The organism is Devosia sp. Micro-HW1 (assembly GCF_056341075.1).
The window spans coordinates 1,487,913-1,508,744 of the sequence record NZ_CP094375.1; the positions used below are offsets into that span (position 1 = coordinate 1,487,913).

Genomic DNA, 20,832 nt, shown 5'->3' on the forward strand with positions numbered 1-20,832 from the left:
AAAGCGGGAATCTCTGTTTTGTCAGCAAAGTCAGGTCGGTGCCTGCTTCCATGCAACAAGGCCTGTGCTAAACGAGGCCGTCGGGAAGAGGAGAAGACTGTGGCCAAGCGGATCGTTTCCATCGGGGAATGCATGATCGAGATGAGCGGCGGCGAAGACCGTTCCTATCGCCTCGGCTATGCCGGCGACACGCTCAACTCCGCCTGGTATCTGCGCGCTTTGCTCGGCAAGGACTGGTCCGTCGACTACGTGACGGCCCTCGGCGAAGACCGCTATTCCAACGACATCCGTGCCTTCCTCAAGGACAATGGCATCGGCACCAGCCATATCCAGACCATCCCCAATCGCCGTCCCGGCCTCTACCTGATCCACCAGGAAAAAGGCGACCGGCACTTCACCTATTGGCGCGACACCTCCGCCGCCAAGCTCCTCGCCGACGACAGGCAGGCGCTCGCCAAGGCCGTGGAAGGCGCCGAACTCGTCTATTTCTCCGGCATTACCCTGGCCATCCTCGCTCCCCGCGCTCGCGGCCGCCTGCTCGGCGCCATCGTCAAGGCCCGCGACAAAGGCGCAAAAATCGCCTTCGACACCAATCTCCGCCCCGCGCTCTGGTCATCTCCGCGCGTCATGGCCGGCGTGCTCACTGCCGCCGCCAGCCTCTGCGACATCGTCCTGCCCACCCATACCGACGAAGCGCCGCTCTTCGGCGACAAGACCGTCGATGACACGGCCGACCGCTATCTCGAACTCGGCGTCGAGGAAGTTGTGGTCAAGGATGGCAGCAAGGAAGCGCTGATCGCCACCGCCCATGAACGCGTCCGCCTCGCCCCGCCGCCGGGCGCGAAAGTGGTCGACGCCACCGGCGCCGGCGACAGTTTTAACGGCGCCTATCTCTCGGCCCGCCTCAACGGCAAGTCCCTGCGCGAAGCCGCCGAAGCCGCCCACCGCACCGCCGGCATCGTCATCGGCCACAAGGGCGCCTTGGTGGATCCGAAGCTGGTTCAGGGCTGACCCCCGGTAAACACCTCCACCCAACCTCCCCCTGGAGTAGGGGGAGGAGCCAATCGGTGTTTGCACAAGCCTTCCGACAAACTCGATCTGTCACCTCCCCCTTGACGGGGGAGGTAGCGCAGCTTGGCCTTCAGGCCATAGCGCAGCTAGGTGTCGTTTCCAAGTAGGTTGTTCAGTCTTTGGAACGGAGTTTTTCCGCCGATGGCGGAGTGAGGTCTGTTCAGATTGTAGTCGTCGGTCCAAGGGCCGATGGCCTGTTTGCGATGTTCTGAGGTCTCGTATGGCTGTGCATAGGCCCACTCCCTCAGAGAAGTCTGGATGAAGCGCTCGGCCTTGCCATTGGTTTGGGGACGGTAGGGTCGGGTGCGGATATGGCGGATGCCGGCAGCCTGGATGGCGTTGGCAAAGAGCTTTGAGCTATAGGCCGAGCCATTGTCGGTCATGATGCGCTCGACGGTCACGCCGAGCCGCTCGAACCAGCGCACAGCCCGGTTGAGAAAGGCGGTGGCGTCCTCCTTGCCCAGGCTGGGCAGCACCTCGGTATAGGCCAGCCGGCTCGCATCATCGATTGCCACATGCAGATGTTCCCAGCCAATGCCTCGCCCCCTGTTGTGCTCGATCCGCGCGCCCGTGATGCGGTGCCCCGTGCGTTTGAAGCGTCCCAGGGTCTTGATATCAATATGCACCAACTCGCCGGGACGCTCGCGTTCGTAGCGGACGGCCACTGGCTTGGGGTCCAGCCGGTCCAGGCGGTTCAGTCCAAGCCGACGCAGAACCAGCCCCACCGTTGAGCGGGCCAGCCCCAGGGCCTGGGCGATCATTGGACCGGTTTGACGCTGGTGGCGCAGCTGTGCGATCGCGGCAACATGCTCCTGAGCCAGGCGATGCGGACAATAACGGGGAGCCGAGCTGCGGTCACGCAACTGCCGGTCGCCAGAACGATACCGCGCCAGCCAGCGATGCGCCGTTCGAGACGACACACCGGCGGCCTCGGCGGCACGTTTGGCTGGCCAGCCTGCTTGCATACGGTTGACCAAAAGCACTCGACCTGAGGGCGTCAGGCGCGCATTCTTGTGCACGTTCATTCGGGGAGCTCCGAGACAGATGGATTGGTTTCGCAACCCCAGCTTCTCAGTCCTTCTCCGAATGAACAACCTTCATAGCTTCGACAGCTAGGTGGGGGTGCCCACGAAGCGGGTTCTACGGCGAGCCCACAAACTTATCCCCGCTACTTCCACGCCCTTTATTCTCCCCTCATCAGCCGGGTGGAGATGGGGTTGCAACGATCAACCGTCCGGCGACAGTTGGGAGCACCCTGAATCGTTACGGGGTGTGGGTCCGGGGATGGGAAATTCCGGCGTAAGCCGGCCCTAAGCGAAACCCCCTGCCGGAAATCCCGACGCCCCGAGGCGGTTCTCGTCTCACAAGACTAAACATCAAGGGACGAAAGCCGTCTCGGGGCTCCATCGACCGCGCAGACCGGAGGCTTCCGAGCCACCCGGCATAACGACACGCCCTGTCACCAAACTGTCATAAATTGACCAATCGGTAAAACCTTCATAGCCTCTCCATCGCAACGTCATGTCAGCGTCACCTCCATTGGGCATGAGCGAGCCCGTTCCCACGCCACCGGGAGCGCAACAAACCGGCTGAAGCCGGCATCCGCGGGAGCGTGCGGCCCCCGCGGCAGGGCAATTTTCTTGGAGACGATCATGAATTTTTTCCCGAGCATTTCCCGGCGCAGCTTCCTGGCCGGTTCGGCCAGCGTTGGCGCCATGGTCGCCATGCATCCCTTTGCGGTGCTGGCCCAGGCCAATCAGGCCCATCTGCGCATCATCGAGACGACGGACATTCACGTCGCCATCCTTCCCTATGACTATTATGCCGACGCGCCAAACGACACGATGGGCCTGGCGCGCACTGCTGCCATCATCGAGGAAATCCGTGCCGAAGCCGGCAATGCCGTGCTGTTCGACAATGGCGACCTGATCCAGGGCAATCCGATGGGCGACTACATGGCCTATGAAAAGGGCCTCAACCAGGGAGACATCCATCCGGCCGTCGCAGCGCTCAATACGCTGGGCTATGACGCCGCCACCCTGGGCAATCACGAGTTCAACTATGGTCTCGAATTCCTCGACCGGGCTCTCGAAGGCGCCAATTTCCCCTTCGTCTCCGCCAATCTGGTGCGCGGCGCCGAACTGGGCGCCGATGCCCTGTCCGACGACACCTATATCGAACCCTACCGCATCTTCGAAAAGGAACTTACCGACGGCTCGGGTGCCACCCACACGATCAGGATCGGCGTCATCGGCTTCCTGCCGCCGCAGATCCTCACCTGGGATGCGACACACCTGACCGGCAAGGTCGTGGTGCGCGACATCGTCGAAACGGCCCAGGCCTATGTGCCGAAAATGCGCGAGGAAGGCGCCCAGATCATCGTTGCCCTCTCCCATTCCGGCATTGAGGGCGGCGAGCATGTTCCGGGCATGGAAAACGCCTCGCTCCAGCTCGCCGCTGTCGAAGGCATTGACGTGGTCCTGACCGGTCATCACCACCTGGTCTTCCCGGGCCCGGCCTATGAGGGAATCGAGGGCGTCGACACCGCCGCCGGCACGCTCAACGGCAAGCCCGCCGTCATGCCCGGATTCTGGGGCTCGCATATGGGTCTGGTTGACCTGCTCCTCGAAATTGATGTCGATGGCAACTGGACCGTGGTCTCGCATACCTCGGAAGCCCGCCCCATCGTCGAACGCGTCGACAACAAGAACGTCCCCACCGTTGAGTCGGTCCCCGAAGTCGAGGCGTCGGTCGAAACCGAGCACCAGGAAACCCTCGACTACATCCGTCGCCCCGTGGGCGAAACTGCAGCGCCGCTGCATTCCTACTTCGCGCTCGTCGCCGATGATCCGTCCGTGCAGGTCGTCTCGCAGGCCCAGTCCTGGTACATCGAGCAGATGATGAAGGGCACCGAGTGGGAAGGCCTGCCGATCCTGTCGGCCGCCGCGCCCTTCAAGGCTGGTGGCCGTGGCGGTCCGGAATACTATACCGACGTCCCTGTTGGGCCGGTGGCGATCAAGAACGTGGCCGATCTCTACCTCTATCCCAACACCATTCAGGCGGTGAAAATCACCGGCGCCGACGTGAAGGAATGGCTGGAGCGGTCTGCCGGCATCTTCAACCAGGTCGAGGCCGGCGCCACCGATGCCGAACTCATCAATCCCGCTTTCCCGTCCTACAATTTCGACGTCATTGACGGGGTAACCTACAAGATCGACCTGACCCAGCCGTCCAAATACGCTGCCGATGGTGGTGCCCTGGAAAACGCCGATGCCAGCCGCATCGTCGATCTCCAGTACAATGGCGCACCCATCGACCCGGCTCAGGAATTTATCGTCGCCACCAACAACTATCGCGCCGGTGGCGGCGGGTCATTCCCGGGCATCAATGCCGAAAAGATCGTCTTCATCGGTCCCGATACCAACCGCGACATCATTGTCCGCTTCATCATCGAAAACGGCACGATCGACCCCAAGGCCGACAGCAACTGGTCCCTCGCCCCGATCGGCGACACAACGGTTCTGTTTGCCACGGGTCCGAATGCCGCCGACAAGGTGTCTGACGTGACCGCAGTCAGTATCGAGGCGACAGGCGAGACCGACGAAGCCGGTTTCGGCATCTACCGCATCGCACTCTGACGCGCCAGAAACAGAACGGGCGCCCATCGGGCGCCCGTTTGCATGTCCAGAACCTGCGAATTACTGCCCGTCAGGCACCACGTCCACGCTTACCGCCGGCACGTCGACATCGACAGTGCCGCCGCCCGCGCCGTCCCCGTTGAAGAATACGAGGTAGCCGATGATCAGCGCAGCCACGACGACAACAATGCCGACAATCATGCCGGCACCACTGCCGCCGCGATCCACGATGACGGTTTCACGATTGGGTTCAGCCATTTACATCTCCTGTGATTTGGAGTGAAGAACGGCCCAGCCTTCGAGGCGGTTCCTCGTTCTGTCTCAGAGGCGTCTCGCAAGGCAAGGAACAGACCATGCTGCGAATACTGACTGCCCTGGCATTATGCTCGCTCCCGACGCTCGCGGCCCGCGCTGAAGTCCCCCTCTCCGGCACCTTCACCGCGTCAGGCGCCTGCCCGGCCTACCAGTCGATCAGCCGCCAGACCAATCCGGGCGATGTAACGCTCGCTCCCGGGACCGAATACGACCTTGTCGCCGCCAACAAGTCGCCGCCCACCCATTTCTGGCTGATCATCCCCGGCGCCGATCCAGAGCGCCGCTGGGTCGAAATCGGCTGCGGCACCACCGATGCCTCCATCGCAAGGCAAGGGGACACACCCTCTGCCTCCACCCCCTATCGCGGCACCCAATATGTCCTGGCCGTCAACTGGCAGCCGGCTTTCTGTGAAACCGCCTCGCGCACCAACGAATGCCGTAACCAGCGACCCGACAGCTTCGAAGCCACCAGTTTCACCCTGCACGGCCTGTGGCCGCAGCCCCGCAACAACGAATATTGCGGCGTTTCCCAGCGCGACATCTGGGCCAGCCGCGACGGCCGCTGGCGCGACCTGCCTATGCTCGACCTCACCATTGCCCAGCGCCGCGACCTCGACATGGTCATGCCTGGCTCACAGTCCGGCCTCGACCGGCACGAATGGACCAAGCATGGCACCTGCTACGGCGCCGATCAGCCCGAATACTTCACTGACTCGCTCGACCTCATGCTGGCCCTCAACACGTCCGACGTCGTCGATCTCTTCGCCGGCAATATCGGCAAGCGCATCACCCTCGCTCAGGTCCGCTCCGCCTTCGACACCGCGTTTGGCCAGGGCGCTGGCGACCGCGTCTCCATGTCCTGCATCGAGGACGGAAATCGCATCCTCATCACCGAATTGCAGATCAATCTCACCGGCGACATCACCGGCCCCGACGATTTTGGCCCACTCATGCTGGCCGCAAATCCCAACGAAAGCGAGTGCTCCTCGGGCCAGGTGGACGCTGTTGGTCTACGCTAACAGGGCTTCGCCTCCTTCACCTCTTGTGAGGAGGGAAGCTGAGCAGGAGTCAGCTTGCTAAGTCCGGGGTGTCGGGCTCCGTGCCCACTCCCCTACTCCGCCCCATCCAGCCGCTCCCGCAGCGCCAGCAATTCCAGCCGCATCGCTTCGGCGCCTTCGAGCGTCAGCCCCGTTCCCTTAACCACCGCCAGCGGAATGGCCTCTGCCTTGGCTTTCAGCGCCCGCCCCTCGCCCGTGAGCCGGATGCGGACCTGACGCTCATCGACTTCATCCCGCTGCCGTCGCACAAGCCCGCGCGCCTCGAGCCGCTTGATCAGCGGCGTGATCGTGCCCGAATCGAGGAACAATTTCTCTCCCAGTGCTTTGACTGTGAGATCATCCCGTTCCCACAGGACGAGGAACACCAGATATTGCGGATAGGTCAGGTCCAGCGCGTCCAGACGCGGCTTGTAGAAGCGGGTGAAGGCATGGCCGGCCGCATAGACGGCAAAGCACAGCATCTGGTCGATCGTAGGCATCGGTTTGTCGGTCATCGGAAACCTCGCATCAGCGTCCCAAATCTAGCATACAAAATTATATTGCGCACAATTTAATTGCACACTATATAAATGCCATCCCAAGCACGGAGAAGCACCATGGCTATTAAGTCTGCCGTCTACACCGCCCACGCCCACACCACCGGAGGTCGCGCCGACGGTCACAGCAAGACCGATGACGGTCGCCTGGAGGTAAAGCTTGATACGCCCAAGGCGATGGGTGGCAATGATGGCCCCGGCACCAATCCCGAGCAGCTCTTCGCCGCTGGCTACTCCGCCTGCTTCCTCGGCGCCATCAAGGCCGTCGCGCGCGGCGAGAAGGTGAAGGTGCCTGACGATACCCGTATCGACGCCTCGGTGTCCTTCGGCGAGAACGCCAATGAAGGCGGCAAGGGCTTCAACATCGAAGTCGAGTTGAAGGTCACCATCCCTGGTCTCGACAGGGCCCAGGCAGAAGACCTCGTCCACAAGGCCCATCAGGTCTGCCCCTATTCCAACGCCACGCGCGGCAATGTCGACGTGACGTTGACGGTCGTATAAGCGATCCGAGCTCACCGCAGCTCCAAAACGAAAATGGCCACTCGCTTGAGTGGCCATTTGTCATTTACCTCCAGGCGGCGGCAAAAGCTGCGCCCTGCACACCGTCCCTGCACCAGCCGGGAAGCAGCAAATCTTAACACTGCCGATAAACCGCCGCGAAACACCTGCTCACTAGTGTTCCCCCATAGTTTCGGGATCCGATTGCCATGCCCAGCCCAGCCCTCGTCCTGTCCGGTCTTGCCAAGAGCTTTGATCGCCCCGTCGTCAAGGGAGTCGACCTGACCATTGGGCGAGGCGAATTCTACGCCCTTCTCGGACCCAATGGCGCGGGCAAGACCACGATCCTGCGCATGGTCGCAGGTTTGCTGAAGCCGGATGCAGGCTCAATCTCCATTCTGGGAATAGACGCCCTGGCCGATCCGGTCGCTGCCAAGCGGCGCATGGCCTGGGTGTCCGACGAGCCCATGGTCTATGACCGGCTCACCCCGCTCGAATATCTCGATTTCGTTGCCGGTCTCTGGCAGGTCGATCCCGCCCGCGCCAAGGCCTCGGCAGGCGACCTGATTGATTGGCTGGGCCTCTCGCCCCATGCCAACGAATTGTGTGGCGGCTTTTCCAAGGGCATGTTGCAGAAGGTCGCCCTGGCGGGCGCCCTCGTTCATGATCCCGACCTTATCATCCTCGATGAACCCTTGACCGGGCTCGATGCGGGCTCGGCGCGACAGGTCAAGGACGTGCTGCGCCAGCGCACCGCTGCGGGCGTCACCGTCATCATGACCACCCATATCCTCGAAGTGGCCGAGCGCATGGCCGAACGCATTGGCGTCATCGCGCAGGGTCGTCTCATCGCCGAGGGCACCCTGGCCGAGTTGCGCACCCGTATTGGCCGCGAGACGACGCTGGAGGAAATCTTCCTCGACCTCGTGGCTGAAGGCCAGTCAACCGGGAAGGACGCAGCGTGAGCTTCGCGCCCGCCTCCCTGCCCTGGCTGGCCGCTCACGAATTCCGGCTCGCCTGGCGCGATGCCCTCGCCATGATGACCGGTGGACAGCGCGTGCGTCTCCTCGGCTGGATCGTCGGCGGAGGCTTGGTCTATGGCCTCATGCTGCTCATTGCCTGGTTCGCCATCCGTCCTTGGGTAGAGGGCGGCATTGTTCTCGACAAGGATACGCTCGTGCTGGTCTCCGGCACGGGCCTCCTGTTCTGGACGGTCACCCTGTCGCAGGCGCTCGAGGCGGTCACGCGTGTCTATTACGGCCGCTCCGATCTGGACCTCATTCTCTCCTCGCCGACGTCAAGCAACCGCCTCTTTGCAGTCCGGGCCGGCGCCGTCTTTGCGTCAACAGCCACGCTCGGCGTGCTGCTCATTTCCCCGTTGGTCATCGCCCTATCCCTACAGGATGGCCCCCGCTGGCTTTCGGCATGTCTGGTTCTCATCGCCTTGGCCGCCCTGTCGGTGGCCATCGCCATGACCCTCACACGCCTGCTTTTCCGCCTGGCCGGCCCGCGCCGCACGCGCCTTATCGCGCAGATCGTCGCCGGGATTGTCGGGGCCGGTTTTGTCATTGGTATCCAGGCGGCGGCAATCCTCACCCATGGCGGCTATTCGCGGTTTGACCTCTTCCAGTCCGATGCGCTGATCGCCGCAATGCCAGATGCGCAAAGCTGGCTCTGGCTCCCCGCCCGTGCCGCCCTGGGCGAGCCCGTTCCTGCCTTTCTACTGATCGGCCTCAGTCTGGCCGTTCTGGTGCTGACGGTCGCTACTGTCGCGCCCAGCTATGGACGCCTGGCGACCTCTGCTGCGGGCCTCAACCACGTCAGCAGCCAGCGCCGCGGCTCGCCGCGCGCCTTTGCCGCCATCACCCAGCGCCAGGCCCTTCGCCGCAAGGAATGGAAACTTCTCCAGCGCGACCCATGGCTGCTCTCGCAAACCTTGATGCAACTGCTCTATCTTGTGCCCCCCGCGCTGCTGCTCTGGATCAACTATGGCGCCGGCGACGGTACTTTCATCGTCATCGTGCCGGTGCTGGTCATGGCCTGTGGACAGCTCGCGGGTGGCCTCTCATGGTTGGCCATATCAGGCGAAGACGCACACGACCTTGTCGCTACGGCCCCGCTGACACAGTCGACCGTGCTCCGCGCCAAGATCGAAGCGGTATTGACGGTCATCCTCGTGGTTCTCGCGCCATTGCTGGTCTTGCTGGCCATTGCCTCATGGCCTATGGCATTGGTCACCGCCGTCTGCGCGATCATGGCCGCATCGACCTCGACCGCCATCCAGCTCTGGTTCCGGGTCACGGCCAAACGCTCGATGTTCCGCCGCCGCCAGGTGGCCTCGCGGGCCGCTACTCTGAGTGAAGCCTTCTCCTCCATCCTCTGGGCCGCCACTGGTGCGCTTTGGGCTGCAGGCTCGGCCCTGGCGATCGGTCCGGCCATTCTGGCGCTTGCCGTGCTAGGCTTGGCCCGACTCATCGCACCGAGAAAAGCCTGAAATGTCTGCCCTTATCTTCCGGGACGCCACGCCCGACGACATCCCTACGATCCTTGAACTGTGCCATGCCGGCGATGCGCGTGGCACGGACACGCCTCCGCTCGACCGCGCCACCCTGTTCGACCCGCGCAATCGCGCCGCTTTCGACGAGATCGCTGCTGATCCGCGCGAGCGGCTGGTCGTGGCCGAGCGCGATGGCGCGATCGTCGGCACGCTGCAGATCAGCGTCCTGCCCGGTCTCGTCCGTTTCGGCATGAAGCGCGCCATGCTGGAAAACGTGCACATCCGCAGCGACCAGCGAGGCAATGGCCTCGGCACCGAAATGGTACTCTGGGCCATCGAGCGCAGCCGCGAAGCCGGTTGCGGCATGGTGCAGCTGACCTCCAACAAGGTCCGCCTCGACGCCCATCGCTTCTACAAGAAGCTCGGCTTCGCCATGAGCCACGAAGGCTTCAAGCTCCTTCTCTAGCCCTGTCTAGAACAGGATGGCCAGCCCCATAAAGCCCAGGATCAGGATCAGCACCACGCCGATCAGCATGATCACAGCCACGATCTTGGCCAGCGTCGCTGCCGCACCGGCGAGCCCGCTGAACCCCAGTGCGCCGGACACCAGCGCAACCAGAATGAGGACGATAAGGAGTTGTAGCATATGACGCTTTTGCCTTCCGTTCGATGATGGCACAACGAAAGGCGTGGCGTCTGCGTTCCCTGACGCGGGCTAGGGTCGGAGGCCCGCCGGCACTGGCGGCGGCGCGTGCAGCACCGTGATGCGCACCCGCTCATTGGCCGACATATAGGGATCATTGGGGAAGAACGGCTCGTCGGTCGCCCGCCCGGAAACGGCCTTGAAGCGGTCATCGCTCATGCCGAATTCCCCCAGCACCGACCGAACCACATTGGCACGGTCGGCCGACAGCTCCCAGGGGCCATAGCGCGGATTGTCATAGCGCCCACCGGCTGCGGTATGACCCGAAATCGTCACCTGCGCATTGAGCTGCTGCAGGATCGGCCCGATCGCGGCAATGGCGGCGCGGGTATGTTCGAGCGGATATTTCGAGCCTTCGGGGAACATCGGACGACCCTGCTGGTCGACGATCTGGATATCGAGGCCCTCTGCGGTTTCCTCCACCAGCAGATTGTCCATGAAGGGGGTAACCTCAGGCAGCGACTGCCAGGCCTGCTTGATGCTGGCGGCGGCACTGTGGAAGGCTTCGGCATCAATCGACTTGAGGTTGAATTCGCTGTCGCTGCTGGCCTGCATTTCGCTGCCCTGCTCGCGCGCCGGACCGCCGATATGGGTCGCGGTCGTTCCCTGCGTCGAGCTCTGTGGCGAAGCCGGAGCATCCTCGACAATATCGGCCGACGAACCAGACATCTGGTTGCCCGAATTGTCCATGGCATTGCCGCCCATGACGCCGCCGGCGCCGCTGGTCGTCATGCTGAGGGCGGCGGGAGCGAAATAATTGGCCAGGCCTTCCTTCTGCTCGGGCGTGGTCATGCTGATCAGCCACATCAGGAGGAAGAAGGCCATCATCGCCGTCACGAAGTCGGCATAGGCAATCTTCCAGGCGCCACCATGGTGAGCATGGGCGGCCTTCTTGACCTTCTTGATGATGATGGGCTGGTCGTAATTCGCCATTCTGGCTTACCCGGTCTCTATCTACACTTAAGTCGTGGCCGGCAGCGCGGCGGTGGAGGCTTCGACTTCGGCAAAGGTCGGGCGCACTTCGCTCATCAGCGCCTTGCGGGCGAACTCGATGGCCATGACCGGCGGCTGGCCGCCGATATGAGCCAGGAGACCCACCTTGAGCGACAGGAAATACTTGGACTCGGCCTCGTAGGCGCTCTTGAGCGACTGGGCCATGGGACCGAAAAAGCCATAGGCCACGAACACGCCAAAGAACGTACCCACCAGTGCGCCGCCGATCAGGTGACCCAGCACCTCGGGCGGCTCGGAAATGGCGCCCATGGTCTTGATCACGCCCAGCACGGCGGCAACGATACCGAGCGCCGGCGTACCATCGGCAATGGCCTGCATCGCCGAAACCATGCGTTCCTGTTCCTGGTGGTGCGTTTCGAGTTCCTCGTCCATCAGCGCATCCATCTCATGCACATTGTTGGAACCCATGGTCACCATGCGCATGTAGTCGCACACGAACTCCACCGCATGGTGGTTCTTGGCGAAGCTCGGGAACGCGTTGAACAGGGTGGAATTGTGCGGGTCCTCGATATGCGGCTCGATCCCCAGAATGCCCTTCTGCTGGATTAGTTTGTACATCGAGAACTGCATGCCCAGCAGTTCGAGATAAGCGGTCTTGTTATACTTGGGCCCCTTGAACATCGTGCCGAACATGGCCGGCACGGCCTTGAGCACCGGTGCGCCATTGGCGATGATGAAGGCACCGATTGCCGCGCCCAGAATGATCACGAATTCAAAGGGCTGCCAGAGCACTTCGACATGCCCACCCATCGCCGCATATCCGCCGAACACGCAGGCGAAAACGACGATAACACCGATAATCAGACGCATGGGGCTTACTCGAACTCGGATACGCTAGGGACGCTTGGTGCCGTGAACGCGGCTCCATTGGGCCGCATAATGGTCCGACTAGGCTTAACAGCGAGTGTATTCGCAGCGGCCCCTATTGGTGTTCGCGCACATTCAGGCGTTGATGCAGCACGGATTTTCTCCCTTCCGGGAGGGCCCTACATATTCATCTGCTCGACGACTGCTAATCGTCAGAGCGAGAATTCGGGTCGCATTTCGCCTGTTTCGCTATGCTGGTGCACAACCAGCGGCCGGATTTCCATGCGCCCATACTTGAGGATCGGATCGTCCTCGAACAGCGGCTGCAGGACATCCAGGCTCTCGGCCTCGAGCAGCAGAAAACCGCCCACGACTTCCTTGCTCTCGGCATAGGGCCCATCGACGGCAATCAGTTCGCCATCGACATTGCGCAGCGACCGCGCCGTCTCCAGTCCCGCCAGCGGCGATGCAAAGATCAGGTGCCCGCTGTCGCGAAGTTTGTGGTCATGCGCGATAGTGTCATCGCCGAGCTGACGGAAATCCTCCGCCGTTAGGTGAGACATCGAGCCGGGCTCGAAATAGACCAGGGCCATGAAGCGCATATCTGTCCTCCGTTCGGGTTGTGCCCTGACGACGAACGAGAATGGCCGATTTCGACCGAAAGATGCAAAAAATCCCCGCCTTGGCGGGGATTTCCTGTTTCAGACCGTGCCGCGCTCCTTGCGCACGGCCAGCACCTTGTCGATATCGGCAGCCGAATGGCGCTCATAGAGATGCTCGTCTTCCGGCCCGCCCGCGGCATTCACGCAACGGCCGCGCTTGACCGGCTCGCGCGCATCCACCTGCTTGGCCCAGCGAAGAACGTTCTTGTAGGTTTCCACGTCGAGGAACTGCGCCGCATTGTAGGCGCGGCCCAGAACCAGTCCGCCATACCAGGGGAAGATGGCCATATCGGCAATCGTATAGTCGCTGCCCGATACATATTCGTGGCTTGCCAGCTGCCGGTCGAGCACGTCGAGCTGACGCTTGGTTTCCATGGCATAGCGGTTGATCGCATACTCGATCTTGATCGGCGCATAGGCATAGAAATGCCCGAAGCCGCCTCCGACAAAGGGTGCGCTGCCCATCTGCCAGAACAGCCAGTTCATGGTCTCGGCGCGCTTGGCAACATCCTTGGACAGGAAGGCATCGTACTTGTCCGCCAGGTAAAGCATCATCGAGGCGCTCTCGAACAGGCGGATCGGCTCCTTGGGCGAATAGTCCATCATCGCCGGGATCTTCGAATTCGGATTGATCGCCACGAAGTCCGAACCGAACTGGTCGCCCTTGCCGATATTGATCAGCCAGGCGTCGTATTCCGCATCATGCCCGGCCGCCAGCAGCTCCTCGAGCATGATGGTCACCTTCTGGCCGTTCGGCGTCGCCAGCGAGTAGAGCTGGATCGGATGCTCGCCGCGCGGCAGTTCCTTGTCATGCGTCGCCCCGGCAATGGGCCGGTTGGTGCTGGCAAAGGCGCCCCCGTTTTCCTTGTCCCAGGTCCAGACTTTGGGCGGCACATATTCGGTCATCGCGAAGCTCTTCTGATGTGGATTGTTTGAGGCGAACGTCCATCGCCTTTTGCCGATATAAGCACAGTTCGTGACTGGCGTAACCCCGCGGCACCGGAATCTTCGTTGCCAGCTTCTCTGCCCGAGGCTAAGCCTCCGCCATGACCGCACCAGCCCCTTTCGAGATTTTCCTTGTCGCCACGCCTGGCCTTGAAGCGCCGCTTGCCGATGAGGCCCGCGCCGCCGGCTTTGGCGCGGCAACGGTCGTTGATGGCGGCGTAGCCTTCCCCGGCACCTGGCCCGATGTCTGGCGCGCCAATCTGGTGTTGCGCGGCGCCACCCGCATTCTGGCGCGCGTCGCCTCCTTCCGCGCCATGCACCTGGCCCAGCTCGACAAGCGCGCCCGCAAGCTGCCCTGGTCGGAAATTCTCCGCCCCGACATCCCCGTCCATGTCGAAGCCACCTGCAAGCGCTCGCGCATCTATCATGCTGGTGCAGCAGCCCAGCGCGTCGCCACCGCCATCAGGGAAGAGCTGGGCGCCCCCATCGCGGAAGAAGCTGACTTGCGCGTGATGGTGCGCATCGAGGACGATCTGGTCACCATCAGCCTCGATACGACGGGCGAAAGCCTCCACAAGCGCGGCTTCAAGGAGGGCGTCGCCAAGGCCCCGATGCGGGAGACCATGGCCGCCATGTTCCTCCGTCAATGCGGCTACAAAGGCGCCGAGCCCGTGCTCGACCCCATGTGCGGCTCTGGCACGTTCGTCATCGAGGCCGCCGAAATCGCCCTCGGCCTCAATCCAGGCCGCGAGCGGACCTTTGCCTTCGAGCACCTGCCCGGTTTCGACGCCGCCGCCTGGTCAGAGCTGCGCACGTCCGGTCAGGCCAGCGCCAGCACCCAGCGCTTTTTCGGCTCCGACCGCGATGCCGGCGCCATCCGCATGGCCAGTGAAAATGCTACCCGCGCCGGCGTCGTCGCGCTGACAAACTTCACTCAGCAATCCATCGAGGATCTGATGCCGCCTGAAGGACCGCCGGGCCTCGTCATCGTCAACCCGCCTTACGGCACGCGTATCGGCCAGAAGGGCCCGCTGATCGGCGTGCACCGCACCCTTGGCACGGTGCTCAAGACGCGTTTCAAAGGCTGGCGGGTGGGCATCATCACCGCCGACAAGCAGCTTGCCCAGGCCACCGGCCTCAGCTTCGAGCCGCCGCTGCCCCCGGTCCTGCATGGCGGCATCCGCGTCGGCCTCTACCGCGCCCAGCTCTAGGCCGCCTGAGTGCTGACCGGCTCGGCCACGGTTTCGAGACGCGAGAACCCACGCTGCAGCGCCGCGATCACCGTGGCGTCGATGGCGGTTCCGACTTCCTTTTCCATGATCCCGAAGGCCACCGATACGGGCATGGCCTTGCGATAGGGCCGGTCTGCCGTCAGGGCATCGAAGATATCGGCCACCGTGACGATGCGCGTGTCGAGGTCTATGCTCGCCCCGGCAATGCCATGCGGATAGCCCCGCCCGTCGAGCTTTTCATGATGGTCACCGGCAATCCGTGCCATGTCGCTGAAAGCCGCGATCTTCGAAAGAATGACGCGGCCCAGTTCCGGATGCCTCTTGATCTCGGCCCATTCGTCTTCATCCGGTTTGCCGTTCTTGTCGAGCACGCTGTTGGACACGCCCAGCTTGCCGATATCGTGCAGCAGCGCGGCGCGCTTCAGCCACCGCCGGCGCTCCGGCGCATAACCCAGTTCTTCGGCGATGAGGTCAGCGAACAGCGCCACGCGGTCACTGTGCCCGGCGGTAAAGGGGCTCTTGGCGTCCACGACCTGCGCAAAACCGGCAGCAATGTCGTCGAGATAGTCCTCGTCCACCGCGCGCGTCAGCGCCTGCGGTTCGAGATCGATCACCTTGGCATCGAGATCACTGGCCAGCAGCGCCTGCCAGAAACTCGGATCGTCCCGCAGCTCTTCGACAATCGCCACCAGCTCCGGGTCGAACCAGCGCCCGGCGCGCTCGCCGACTTCGGCCAGGGCCGCCTCGGCGCCGCCGCGCATGAAGAACACGTCGACCACCTGGGCGAGCAGCGCGATCTGTCCGAATTGGGAAATGGCCGTGCCGCTGAGCCCGACCGGCTGGCCACTGCCGTCCCAATGCTCATCGAGGTCGAGAATGCCCTGCGCCACCGCCTCGGAAAAGCGCATGGAACGCGCAATCTCGGCGCCGCGCTGGCAACGAGTCTCGATCAGCTCGCGCGAGATTTCTCCGCCATTGCGGGCGATATGCACCAGCGTCTGCAGCCGCTCGACGAATCCGGATTTCCGGGCCGTATTGGCGATCAGGAAGCGCAGGATTTCCGGCAGCTTGGTATCGACGACCTTGTAATTGCCCTTGAAGCTCAGATCATCGGCCAGGTAGAGCTGGCAGATGCGCGCCGCATTGGAACTGCAGCCGATATCCTTGAGCAGCAGGGTATAATAGAGGTCAGAGAGAGCGGCTTCCCCGAGGCCCAATCCCGCCCCGACATGCATGCCGATCCAGCAGCAGCGGAGGCTATGGCCTACCGGCTGCCCCTCTGTAATGTCGAGCGCGAAGCTCAGCGCCCCGACGACTTCGGAAAGATGAATGGTCTCGCGACTGGTCACGGCTTGCCTCCGGCGGAAGCACAAGCCTACGCGTCAATACTTAAGCGACTACCCTGGTGAACCCCAAAAATGCCTGACCGGATCAACCTGGCGGCGCCGATCTGGAACACTGGCGCCGGCACTCTCGGGCCGCATGCGTAAAATTTGAACCAATTGCTAACCATGCAGGCAGCCATGCACATGCCTCATGCAACGACTTGCCGGCTGCTGGCTTGTGACTACAACATTCGCTCTAGTTCAAATGGACATCTCCCATGACCACTCTCTCGCGTGTTCTCGTGGTCGAGGACGAAATTCTGACTTTGCTGGCCCTGGTCGACGACCTCGCCGATCGCCAGATCGAGGCCGTGCCGGTGACCACCGCCAGGGGTGCCATGGGCCTGCTCGACAATATCCAGGCGCTTATCACCGACATCGAATTGCCCGGCGGCTATGACGGCCTGCAACTGGCGCGGTTCGCCGCACGACAGCGCCCCGGCCTCCCCATCGTCGTGGTCTCTGGCGGCGTTACCCCCGCGGCCGGTCAGCTGCCCGATGGCGCGGTCTTCATTCCCAAGCCCTATAGCGTCGACGTCGTTCTCGCCGCGCTCATGAGCCAGGTCATCGCCCGCGCCGCCTGAGCGGCGCAGGCCTGCCGAAGCCTTCGGCCACAAGCTCGACATCGTGATCACGATGTGGGAACGCCGACTCCGCGCGCGCGTTTTCCTCCCACAACCAACAAGAGGAGACGTCTTATGGATTGGAATCGTATCGAAGGCAGCTGGAAGCAGTTTTCGGGCAAGGCCAAGGAACAGTGGGGCAAACTCACGGACGACGACATGGCCCAGATCGACGGCAATCGCGAGCAGCTCGAAGGCAAGCTTCAGGAGCGCTATGGCAAGACCAAGGACGAGGTCCGCAAGGAAATCGACGATTGGTCCGGCCGCCTGCACTGAGCTGGCTGCCCTCTAAAAAAAGCCCGGTGTTCGCACCGGGCTTTTTTGTGCCTATTCGGCCTTGCTGATCCTGACAATGCTCGACTGGCCGCTGTCTCGATCTTCGGTCACGGCATAGACCGCACTATCCGGCCCCACCCGCACGTCGCGGATACGGGCGCCCATGTCGACCCGTTCTTCCTGGGCCACCCTGTCGCCATCCATGTGCAGCACGACCACTGCTTGGGCCACAAGGCCACCGACGAGCAAGGCGCCATCCCATTCGGGGAATTCTTCGCCCTCGTAATAGGCCATGCCCGACGGCGCGATCACCGGGTCCCAGTAATAGACCGGTTGCTCGGTGTCAGCGCTCTGGGTCACGCCTTCCCCGATCGGGTCGCCGCTATAGGCCACGCCATAGGTCACTTCCGGCCAGCCATAGTTGAGGCCGGCCTCGGGACGATTGAGTTCATCGCCCCCCATGGCGCCATGCTCCACGGTCCAGAGCCGTCCCTCGCCATCGAGCGTGGCCGACTGCACATTGCGGTGCCCAAGGCTCCAGATTTCGGGCAAGGCTTCCTCGGCGGAGAAGGGGTTACCCTCCGCCGGCTCACCCTCCGGCGTAATACGGAAGATCTTCCCCAGGCCGCTTTGCAGCTCCTGCGCCTGGTCCCGGATGGGTTCGTCCGAGCGTTCGCCCACGGTGACGAAGAGGTTTCCATCTTCTGTGGGCACGATACGCGATCCGTAATGGAGTTCCCCGGCATAGGTCGGCTCCTGCCGGAAGATCACCTCGACATCCTCCAGCGTCTCGCCGCCGGCCTCGTCGAGCACCAGCGTCGCAGCGGCGACCGACGTTCCGTTGCCCCCCTCGCGCGGCTCGGCAAAGGACATGTAAATCCGTCCGGAACTGTCGAAGTCAGTGGCCAGCGCTACGTCGAGCAGGCCCCCCTGCCCGGCGGCATCCACCTCCGGCACGCCGGCAATGGGCTCGCTGACATCACCTTCGGGCGAAATGATATGCAGCGCTCCCGCCTTGGCCGTCACCAGCATGCGCCCGTCAGGCAGGAATTCCATGGCCCACAGATGCGGCAGGCCTTCGGCAATCACTTCAGTCTGCGTGGCTACCGGCGCTTCGGGCTGGGGCGCCCGCGTCTGCCCTTCAAAGGCTGGCGTCTGGTCTGGGGCATTGGCCGGCGCGGTTTCCACCGGCTGGCCTTGGGCCAGGGCGGGTCCGCTCAAGAGGGCTGCCGACAACATCGTGCCGGCCAGTAATCGGGATGGGTTCAGCATCGGAAATCTCCTTCTTCCTCTGCTGAGGCCAAAGCCTGGCCGCCCCCATCGTTGCATGCTGGCCGTTCACGATGCCGTTGGGCTCACCCCTTCAACTGCACGATCTGGATGAGATTGCCGCAGGTGTCGTCAAAGACCGACATCAGCACCGTGCCCGCATCCATCTGCTCCACCGTGAAACGAACGCCCAGGCCCTTGAGCCTTTCCGTTTCGGCCGCGATGTCATCGACCATGAACGACGTATAGGGAATGCCGTCGGCCACCAGCGCCTCCTTGAATGGCCCGACGGCTGGATGCCCGCTGGGCTCAAGCAGCAGTTCGGTGCCCTCGGGATTTTCCGGCGACACCACCGTCAGCCACCGATTGCCGCCGCCCAGATCGATATCGTGCTTCACCACGAAACCCAGCTTGTCCCGATAAAATTCCAGCGCCTTCTGCTGATCGTCCACCAGCACGCTCGTCACATAGATTTTCATTCTTTGGTCCTTTCTTTCCACTGACTGGCCACTTGGGCACGACCCGCGGCAGCCTGGCTAACCCGAGCCATCTCGTATCCTTCGTCATTGCCCGGCTTGACCGGGCAATCCATTCCGCCGCATCGCATGGACCACCGGGACAAGCCCGGTGGTGACGGTGGGGGATAGTTCACGCCTTGCGCGGCCGCCCCTTGATCCCTCCCCACGGGGGGGGTAGCGAAGCTGACCGCCGGCCATAGCCAAGCTCGGGTAGGGGTCACGGCTTCGCCTCATCGGTAAGATACCGCCCCAGCCACGCCGCCTGCGCCCCTCGCAGCGGCCCCAGTTCCAGCGTGTGCAATTTCGTCCGCCCCGACCAGCTGACGCTGATCAGCCCCGCCCGTTCGAGCATGTCGAGATGCTGGCTCACCGCCTGCCGCGACATGGCCGGCTGGCCCTCAGCCACCGCCCCGGCGCACAGCTCGAACAGGGACTGGTTCGGCCGCGCCGCCAGCCGATCCACGATCCGCCGCCGCGTCGGGTCCGCCAAAGCCTTGAAGATCGCGTCGAGCTGGTCCGGTTCCATCAGCACCAATAGGCAAGTATTTCCTTGCATGTTTATAGGCAAGGGTTTTATTGCATGTCAAGCCGAGTTGAAGTGGGTGTCGAGCAAGCTGATGGTGCTCCGAGACGCCCTTCGCCTCTGAGTAAGTAAAATATGAGACGCGGGGCGCCTCGGAGCATCGGGATTTCCGGCAGGGGGTTTCCTAGGGAGGACATTGCTGCCCCAACCCATCCCCGGACCCAGGCTGCGTAACGATTCAGAGCCCTCCCGACTGTCACCGGGCAGTTGATCGTTGCAACTCCATCTTTGCCCGGTTGATGGGGGAATTATGGGGGAGATTTTCGCAGCGGGGATAATGTTTCCCGCTACCAATCCCCGCGCCAGGCGTTTCACATCACCGCCAGAGTACCTACATAGGGGTGACCCCAGGCCGCGACAGTTGCCGCGAGCCGAGGATCGCCCTTCATCCAGCCTCAGCCAGGATTTCTGCAGTGAGCGTAGCCTTTACCAAGGAAGACAGCGCCGAGACGGCCGCCGAAACCATGCTGCCGGAAAAACCCATTTCCGCGGGCCCCAACCTCGTCACATCGGACGGCCTCGCCGCGCTCAACCGGCAGCTGGCCGAAGCCAGGGCAGCCTATGAAGCCGCGCTCGCCATGGAGGACATCAACGAACGCCGCCGCCAGGCCGCCAACCCGTATCGCGACCTCCGCTACCTCACCGAACGCCTCCGCACCGCCCAGCTCGTACCGCCGCCGGAAACCAGCGACACCGTCGCCTTCGGCTCCCGCGTCACCATCGAACGCGACGACGGCCGCACGCAAACCTACACCATCGTCGGCGAAGACGAAGCCGATCCGAAGGCGGGGACGCTGTCCTTCGCTTCACCGCTGGCGCGGGCGCTGATGGGCAAGGCTGTGGGGGATGTGGCGACGGTGGGCGAGGCGGAGGTGGAGATTGTGGGGATCGGTGAGCGTCCACGCGGCTGATACCCTGTCCTCATCCCGAGTTGCCGCGCAGGCACACCGGTGAGTCCTCATCCTGAGGAGGCGCAAAGCGCAGTCTCGAAGGACTACGGTGGCCTACTGAAAACATGTGGCCAGTCCACGGTCCACCTCTTCCTGACAGGGGGGGGTAGCGCCGCTAGGCCCGAAGGGCCGTAGCAAGCTAGGAGGGGATGGTCAGGCGCAAGTAGCCGGGAAATCCTGCACACGGTTCCGCGAGAGGTTTCCTTCCAGCGCAAACTGAACGACCACCTTCGCGATCACCGAAACCCAATT

23 protein-coding genes are annotated in these 20,832 nt (G+C 63.0%); 11 read left to right on the forward strand and 12 right to left on the reverse strand.

Going from position 1 to position 20,832, the window contains the following annotated elements; all coding sequences use genetic code 11:
• The first annotated feature begins 99 nt into the window (after nt 1-99).
• Complete coding sequence (locus MQW79_RS06990) at nt 100-1,011, forward strand: sugar kinase (protein WP_476587624.1); 912 nt, start codon at nt 100-102, stop codon at nt 1,009-1,011.
• Nucleotides 1,012-1,157: 146 nt separating this feature from the next.
• Here the strand turns inward: MQW79_RS06990 and MQW79_RS06995 are convergent, their stop codons facing one another.
• On the reverse strand, nt 1,158-2,096 hold the full coding sequence (locus MQW79_RS06995; protein ID WP_476584485.1) for an IS481 family transposase: 939 nt from the start codon (nt 2,094-2,096) through the stop codon (nt 1,158-1,160).
• A gap of 624 nt (nt 2,097-2,720) precedes the next feature.
• Between MQW79_RS06995 and MQW79_RS07000 the strand changes: the two genes are divergently transcribed.
• Nucleotides 2,721-4,709, forward strand: a complete 1,989-nt coding sequence (locus MQW79_RS07000; protein ID WP_476588199.1) for a bifunctional 2',3'-cyclic-nucleotide 2'-phosphodiesterase/3'-nucleotidase — start codon at nt 2,721-2,723, stop codon at nt 4,707-4,709.
• Nucleotides 4,710-4,769: 60 nt separating this feature from the next.
• On the opposite strand, the gene MQW79_RS07005 is transcribed toward MQW79_RS07000, so the two are convergent.
• Nucleotides 4,770-4,967, reverse strand: coding sequence for a hypothetical protein (locus MQW79_RS07005; protein ID WP_476587625.1), 198 nt, complete (start codon nt 4,965-4,967; stop codon nt 4,770-4,772).
• A gap of 95 nt (nt 4,968-5,062) precedes the next feature.
• On the opposite strand from MQW79_RS07005, the gene MQW79_RS07010 reads away from it, so the two are divergent.
• Nucleotides 5,063-6,043, forward strand: a complete 981-nt coding sequence (locus MQW79_RS07010; RefSeq protein ID WP_476587626.1) for a ribonuclease T2 family protein — start codon at nt 5,063-5,065, stop codon at nt 6,041-6,043.
• 92 nt (nt 6,044-6,135) lie between these two features.
• Here MQW79_RS07010 and MQW79_RS07015 read toward each other — a convergent pair whose 3' ends face one another.
• Nucleotides 6,136-6,576 (reverse strand): MarR family winged helix-turn-helix transcriptional regulator, encoded by a 441-nt coding sequence (locus tag MQW79_RS07015; RefSeq protein ID WP_476587627.1) that lies wholly within the window; start codon nt 6,574-6,576, stop codon nt 6,136-6,138.
• 102 nt (nt 6,577-6,678) lie between these two features.
• Between MQW79_RS07015 and MQW79_RS07020 the strand changes: the two genes are divergently transcribed.
• From MQW79_RS07020 to MQW79_RS07035, 4 genes are all read left to right on the forward strand, one after another.
• Nucleotides 6,679-7,119, forward strand: coding sequence for an organic hydroperoxide resistance protein (locus tag MQW79_RS07020; protein ID WP_476587628.1), 441 nt, complete (start codon nt 6,679-6,681; stop codon nt 7,117-7,119).
• A gap of 206 nt (nt 7,120-7,325) precedes the next feature.
• A complete protein-coding gene (locus tag MQW79_RS07025) occupies nt 7,326-8,081 on the forward strand; it encodes an ABC transporter ATP-binding protein (RefSeq protein ID WP_476587629.1) in 756 nt (251 codons plus the stop codon).
• On the forward strand, nt 8,078-9,610 hold the full coding sequence (locus tag MQW79_RS07030) for a permease (RefSeq protein ID WP_476587631.1): 1,533 nt from the start codon (nt 8,078-8,080) through the stop codon (nt 9,608-9,610). The genes MQW79_RS07025 and MQW79_RS07030 overlap by 4 nt, the downstream gene beginning before the upstream one ends.
• A gap of 1 nt (nt 9,611) precedes the next feature.
• On the forward strand, nt 9,612-10,079 hold the full coding sequence (locus MQW79_RS07035) for an N-acetyltransferase family protein (RefSeq protein ID WP_476587632.1): 468 nt from the start codon (nt 9,612-9,614) through the stop codon (nt 10,077-10,079).
• Between the two features lie 6 nt (nt 10,080-10,085).
• On the opposite strand, the gene MQW79_RS07040 is transcribed toward MQW79_RS07035, so the two are convergent.
• The 5 genes from MQW79_RS07040 to yghU form a co-directional block, all read right to left on the reverse strand.
• Complete coding sequence (locus tag MQW79_RS07040; protein WP_476587633.1) at nt 10,086-10,259, reverse strand: DUF1328 family protein; 174 nt, start codon at nt 10,257-10,259, stop codon at nt 10,086-10,088.
• A 69-nt stretch (nt 10,260-10,328) separates the two neighbouring features.
• On the reverse strand, nt 10,329-11,249 hold the full coding sequence (locus tag MQW79_RS07045) for a flagellar motor protein MotB (protein WP_476587635.1): 921 nt from the start codon (nt 11,247-11,249) through the stop codon (nt 10,329-10,331).
• A 27-nt stretch (nt 11,250-11,276) separates the two neighbouring features.
• Complete coding sequence (gene motA / locus MQW79_RS07050) at nt 11,277-12,140, reverse strand: flagellar motor stator protein MotA (RefSeq protein ID WP_476587636.1); 864 nt, start codon at nt 12,138-12,140, stop codon at nt 11,277-11,279.
• Between the two features lie 209 nt (nt 12,141-12,349).
• Complete coding sequence (locus MQW79_RS07055) at nt 12,350-12,739, reverse strand: YciI family protein (protein WP_476587637.1); 390 nt, start codon at nt 12,737-12,739, stop codon at nt 12,350-12,352.
• 99 nt (nt 12,740-12,838) lie between these two features.
• On the reverse strand, nt 12,839-13,705 hold the full coding sequence (gene yghU / locus MQW79_RS07060) for a glutathione-dependent disulfide-bond oxidoreductase (protein ID WP_476587638.1): 867 nt from the start codon (nt 13,703-13,705) through the stop codon (nt 12,839-12,841).
• Between the two features lie 140 nt (nt 13,706-13,845).
• On the opposite strand from yghU, the gene MQW79_RS07065 reads away from it, so the two are divergent.
• Nucleotides 13,846-14,955 (forward strand): THUMP domain-containing class I SAM-dependent RNA methyltransferase, encoded by a 1,110-nt coding sequence (locus MQW79_RS07065; RefSeq protein ID WP_476587639.1) that lies wholly within the window; start codon nt 13,846-13,848, stop codon nt 14,953-14,955.
• Here the strand turns inward: MQW79_RS07065 and MQW79_RS07070 are convergent.
• Complete coding sequence (locus MQW79_RS07070) at nt 14,952-16,325, reverse strand: HD-GYP domain-containing protein (protein ID WP_476587640.1); 1,374 nt, start codon at nt 16,323-16,325, stop codon at nt 14,952-14,954. The two genes, MQW79_RS07065 and MQW79_RS07070, sit on opposite strands and share 4 nt — an antisense overlap.
• Before the next feature lie 254 nt (nt 16,326-16,579).
• Here MQW79_RS07070 and MQW79_RS07075 point away from each other — a divergent pair, with 254 nt between their 5' ends.
• On the forward strand, nt 16,580-16,945 hold the full coding sequence (locus MQW79_RS07075) for a response regulator (RefSeq protein WP_476587641.1): 366 nt from the start codon (nt 16,580-16,582) through the stop codon (nt 16,943-16,945).
• Between the two features lie 114 nt (nt 16,946-17,059).
• A complete protein-coding gene (locus tag MQW79_RS07080; RefSeq protein WP_476587643.1) occupies nt 17,060-17,260 on the forward strand; it encodes a CsbD family protein in 201 nt (66 codons plus the stop codon).
• Between the two features lie 51 nt (nt 17,261-17,311).
• Here the strand turns inward: MQW79_RS07080 and MQW79_RS07085 are convergent, their stop codons facing one another.
• From MQW79_RS07085 to MQW79_RS07095, 3 genes are all read right to left on the reverse strand, one after another.
• On the reverse strand, nt 17,312-18,532 hold the full coding sequence (locus MQW79_RS07085) for a PQQ-dependent sugar dehydrogenase (RefSeq protein ID WP_476587644.1): 1,221 nt from the start codon (nt 18,530-18,532) through the stop codon (nt 17,312-17,314).
• Between the two features lie 83 nt (nt 18,533-18,615).
• Complete coding sequence (locus MQW79_RS07090; RefSeq protein ID WP_476587645.1) at nt 18,616-19,008, reverse strand: VOC family protein; 393 nt, start codon at nt 19,006-19,008, stop codon at nt 18,616-18,618.
• A gap of 256 nt (nt 19,009-19,264) precedes the next feature.
• Complete coding sequence (locus tag MQW79_RS07095; protein ID WP_476587646.1) at nt 19,265-19,603, reverse strand: ArsR/SmtB family transcription factor; 339 nt, start codon at nt 19,601-19,603, stop codon at nt 19,265-19,267.
• A 440-nt stretch (nt 19,604-20,043) separates the two neighbouring features.
• Here MQW79_RS07095 and greA point away from each other — a divergent pair, with 440 nt between their 5' ends.
• Nucleotides 20,044-20,541, forward strand: a complete 498-nt coding sequence (gene greA / locus MQW79_RS07100; protein ID WP_476587647.1) for a transcription elongation factor GreA — start codon at nt 20,044-20,046, stop codon at nt 20,539-20,541.
• Nucleotides 20,542-20,832 lie beyond the last annotated feature (291 nt).

Excerpts from the sequence above, each read along its gene's own strand:
- MQW79_RS06995 (WP_476584485.1), bottom strand. The coding sequence starts at position 2,096 with ATGAACGTGCACAAGAATGCGCGCCTGACGCCCTCAGGTCGAGTGCTT.
- MQW79_RS07005 (WP_476587625.1), bottom strand. The coding sequence starts at position 4,967 with ATGGCTGAACCCAATCGTGAAACCGTCATCGTGGATCGCGGCGGCAGT.
- MQW79_RS07010 (WP_476587626.1), top strand. The coding sequence starts at position 5,063 with ATGCTGCGAATACTGACTGCCCTGGCATTATGCTCGCTCCCGACGCTC.
- MQW79_RS07015 (WP_476587627.1), bottom strand. The coding sequence starts at position 6,576 with ATGACCGACAAACCGATGCCTACGATCGACCAGATGCTGTGCTTTGCC.
- MQW79_RS07020 (WP_476587628.1), top strand. The coding sequence starts at position 6,679 with ATGGCTATTAAGTCTGCCGTCTACACCGCCCACGCCCACACCACCGGA.
- MQW79_RS07025 (WP_476587629.1), top strand. The coding sequence starts at position 7,326 with ATGCCCAGCCCAGCCCTCGTCCTGTCCGGTCTTGCCAAGAGCTTTGAT.
- MQW79_RS07035 (WP_476587632.1), top strand. The coding sequence starts at position 9,612 with ATGTCTGCCCTTATCTTCCGGGACGCCACGCCCGACGACATCCCTACG.
- MQW79_RS07040 (WP_476587633.1), bottom strand. The coding sequence starts at position 10,259 with ATGCTACAACTCCTTATCGTCCTCATTCTGGTTGCGCTGGTGTCCGGC.
- MQW79_RS07045 (WP_476587635.1), bottom strand. The coding sequence starts at position 11,249 with ATGGCGAATTACGACCAGCCCATCATCATCAAGAAGGTCAAGAAGGCC.
- motA (WP_476587636.1), bottom strand. The coding sequence starts at position 12,140 with ATGCGTCTGATTATCGGTGTTATCGTCGTTTTCGCCTGCGTGTTCGGC.
- MQW79_RS07055 (WP_476587637.1), bottom strand. The coding sequence starts at position 12,739 with ATGCGCTTCATGGCCCTGGTCTATTTCGAGCCCGGCTCGATGTCTCAC.
- yghU (WP_476587638.1), bottom strand. The coding sequence starts at position 13,705 with ATGACCGAATATGTGCCGCCCAAAGTCTGGACCTGGGACAAGGAAAAC.
- MQW79_RS07065 (WP_476587639.1), top strand. The coding sequence starts at position 13,846 with ATGACCGCACCAGCCCCTTTCGAGATTTTCCTTGTCGCCACGCCTGGC.
- MQW79_RS07075 (WP_476587641.1), top strand. The coding sequence starts at position 16,580 with ATGACCACTCTCTCGCGTGTTCTCGTGGTCGAGGACGAAATTCTGACT.
- MQW79_RS07080 (WP_476587643.1), top strand. The coding sequence starts at position 17,060 with ATGGATTGGAATCGTATCGAAGGCAGCTGGAAGCAGTTTTCGGGCAAG.
- MQW79_RS07085 (WP_476587644.1), bottom strand. The coding sequence starts at position 18,532 with ATGCTGAACCCATCCCGATTACTGGCCGGCACGATGTTGTCGGCAGCC.
- MQW79_RS07090 (WP_476587645.1), bottom strand. The coding sequence starts at position 19,008 with ATGAAAATCTATGTGACGAGCGTGCTGGTGGACGATCAGCAGAAGGCG.
- MQW79_RS07095 (WP_476587646.1), bottom strand. The coding sequence starts at position 19,603 with ATGCAAGGAAATACTTGCCTATTGGTGCTGATGGAACCGGACCAGCTC.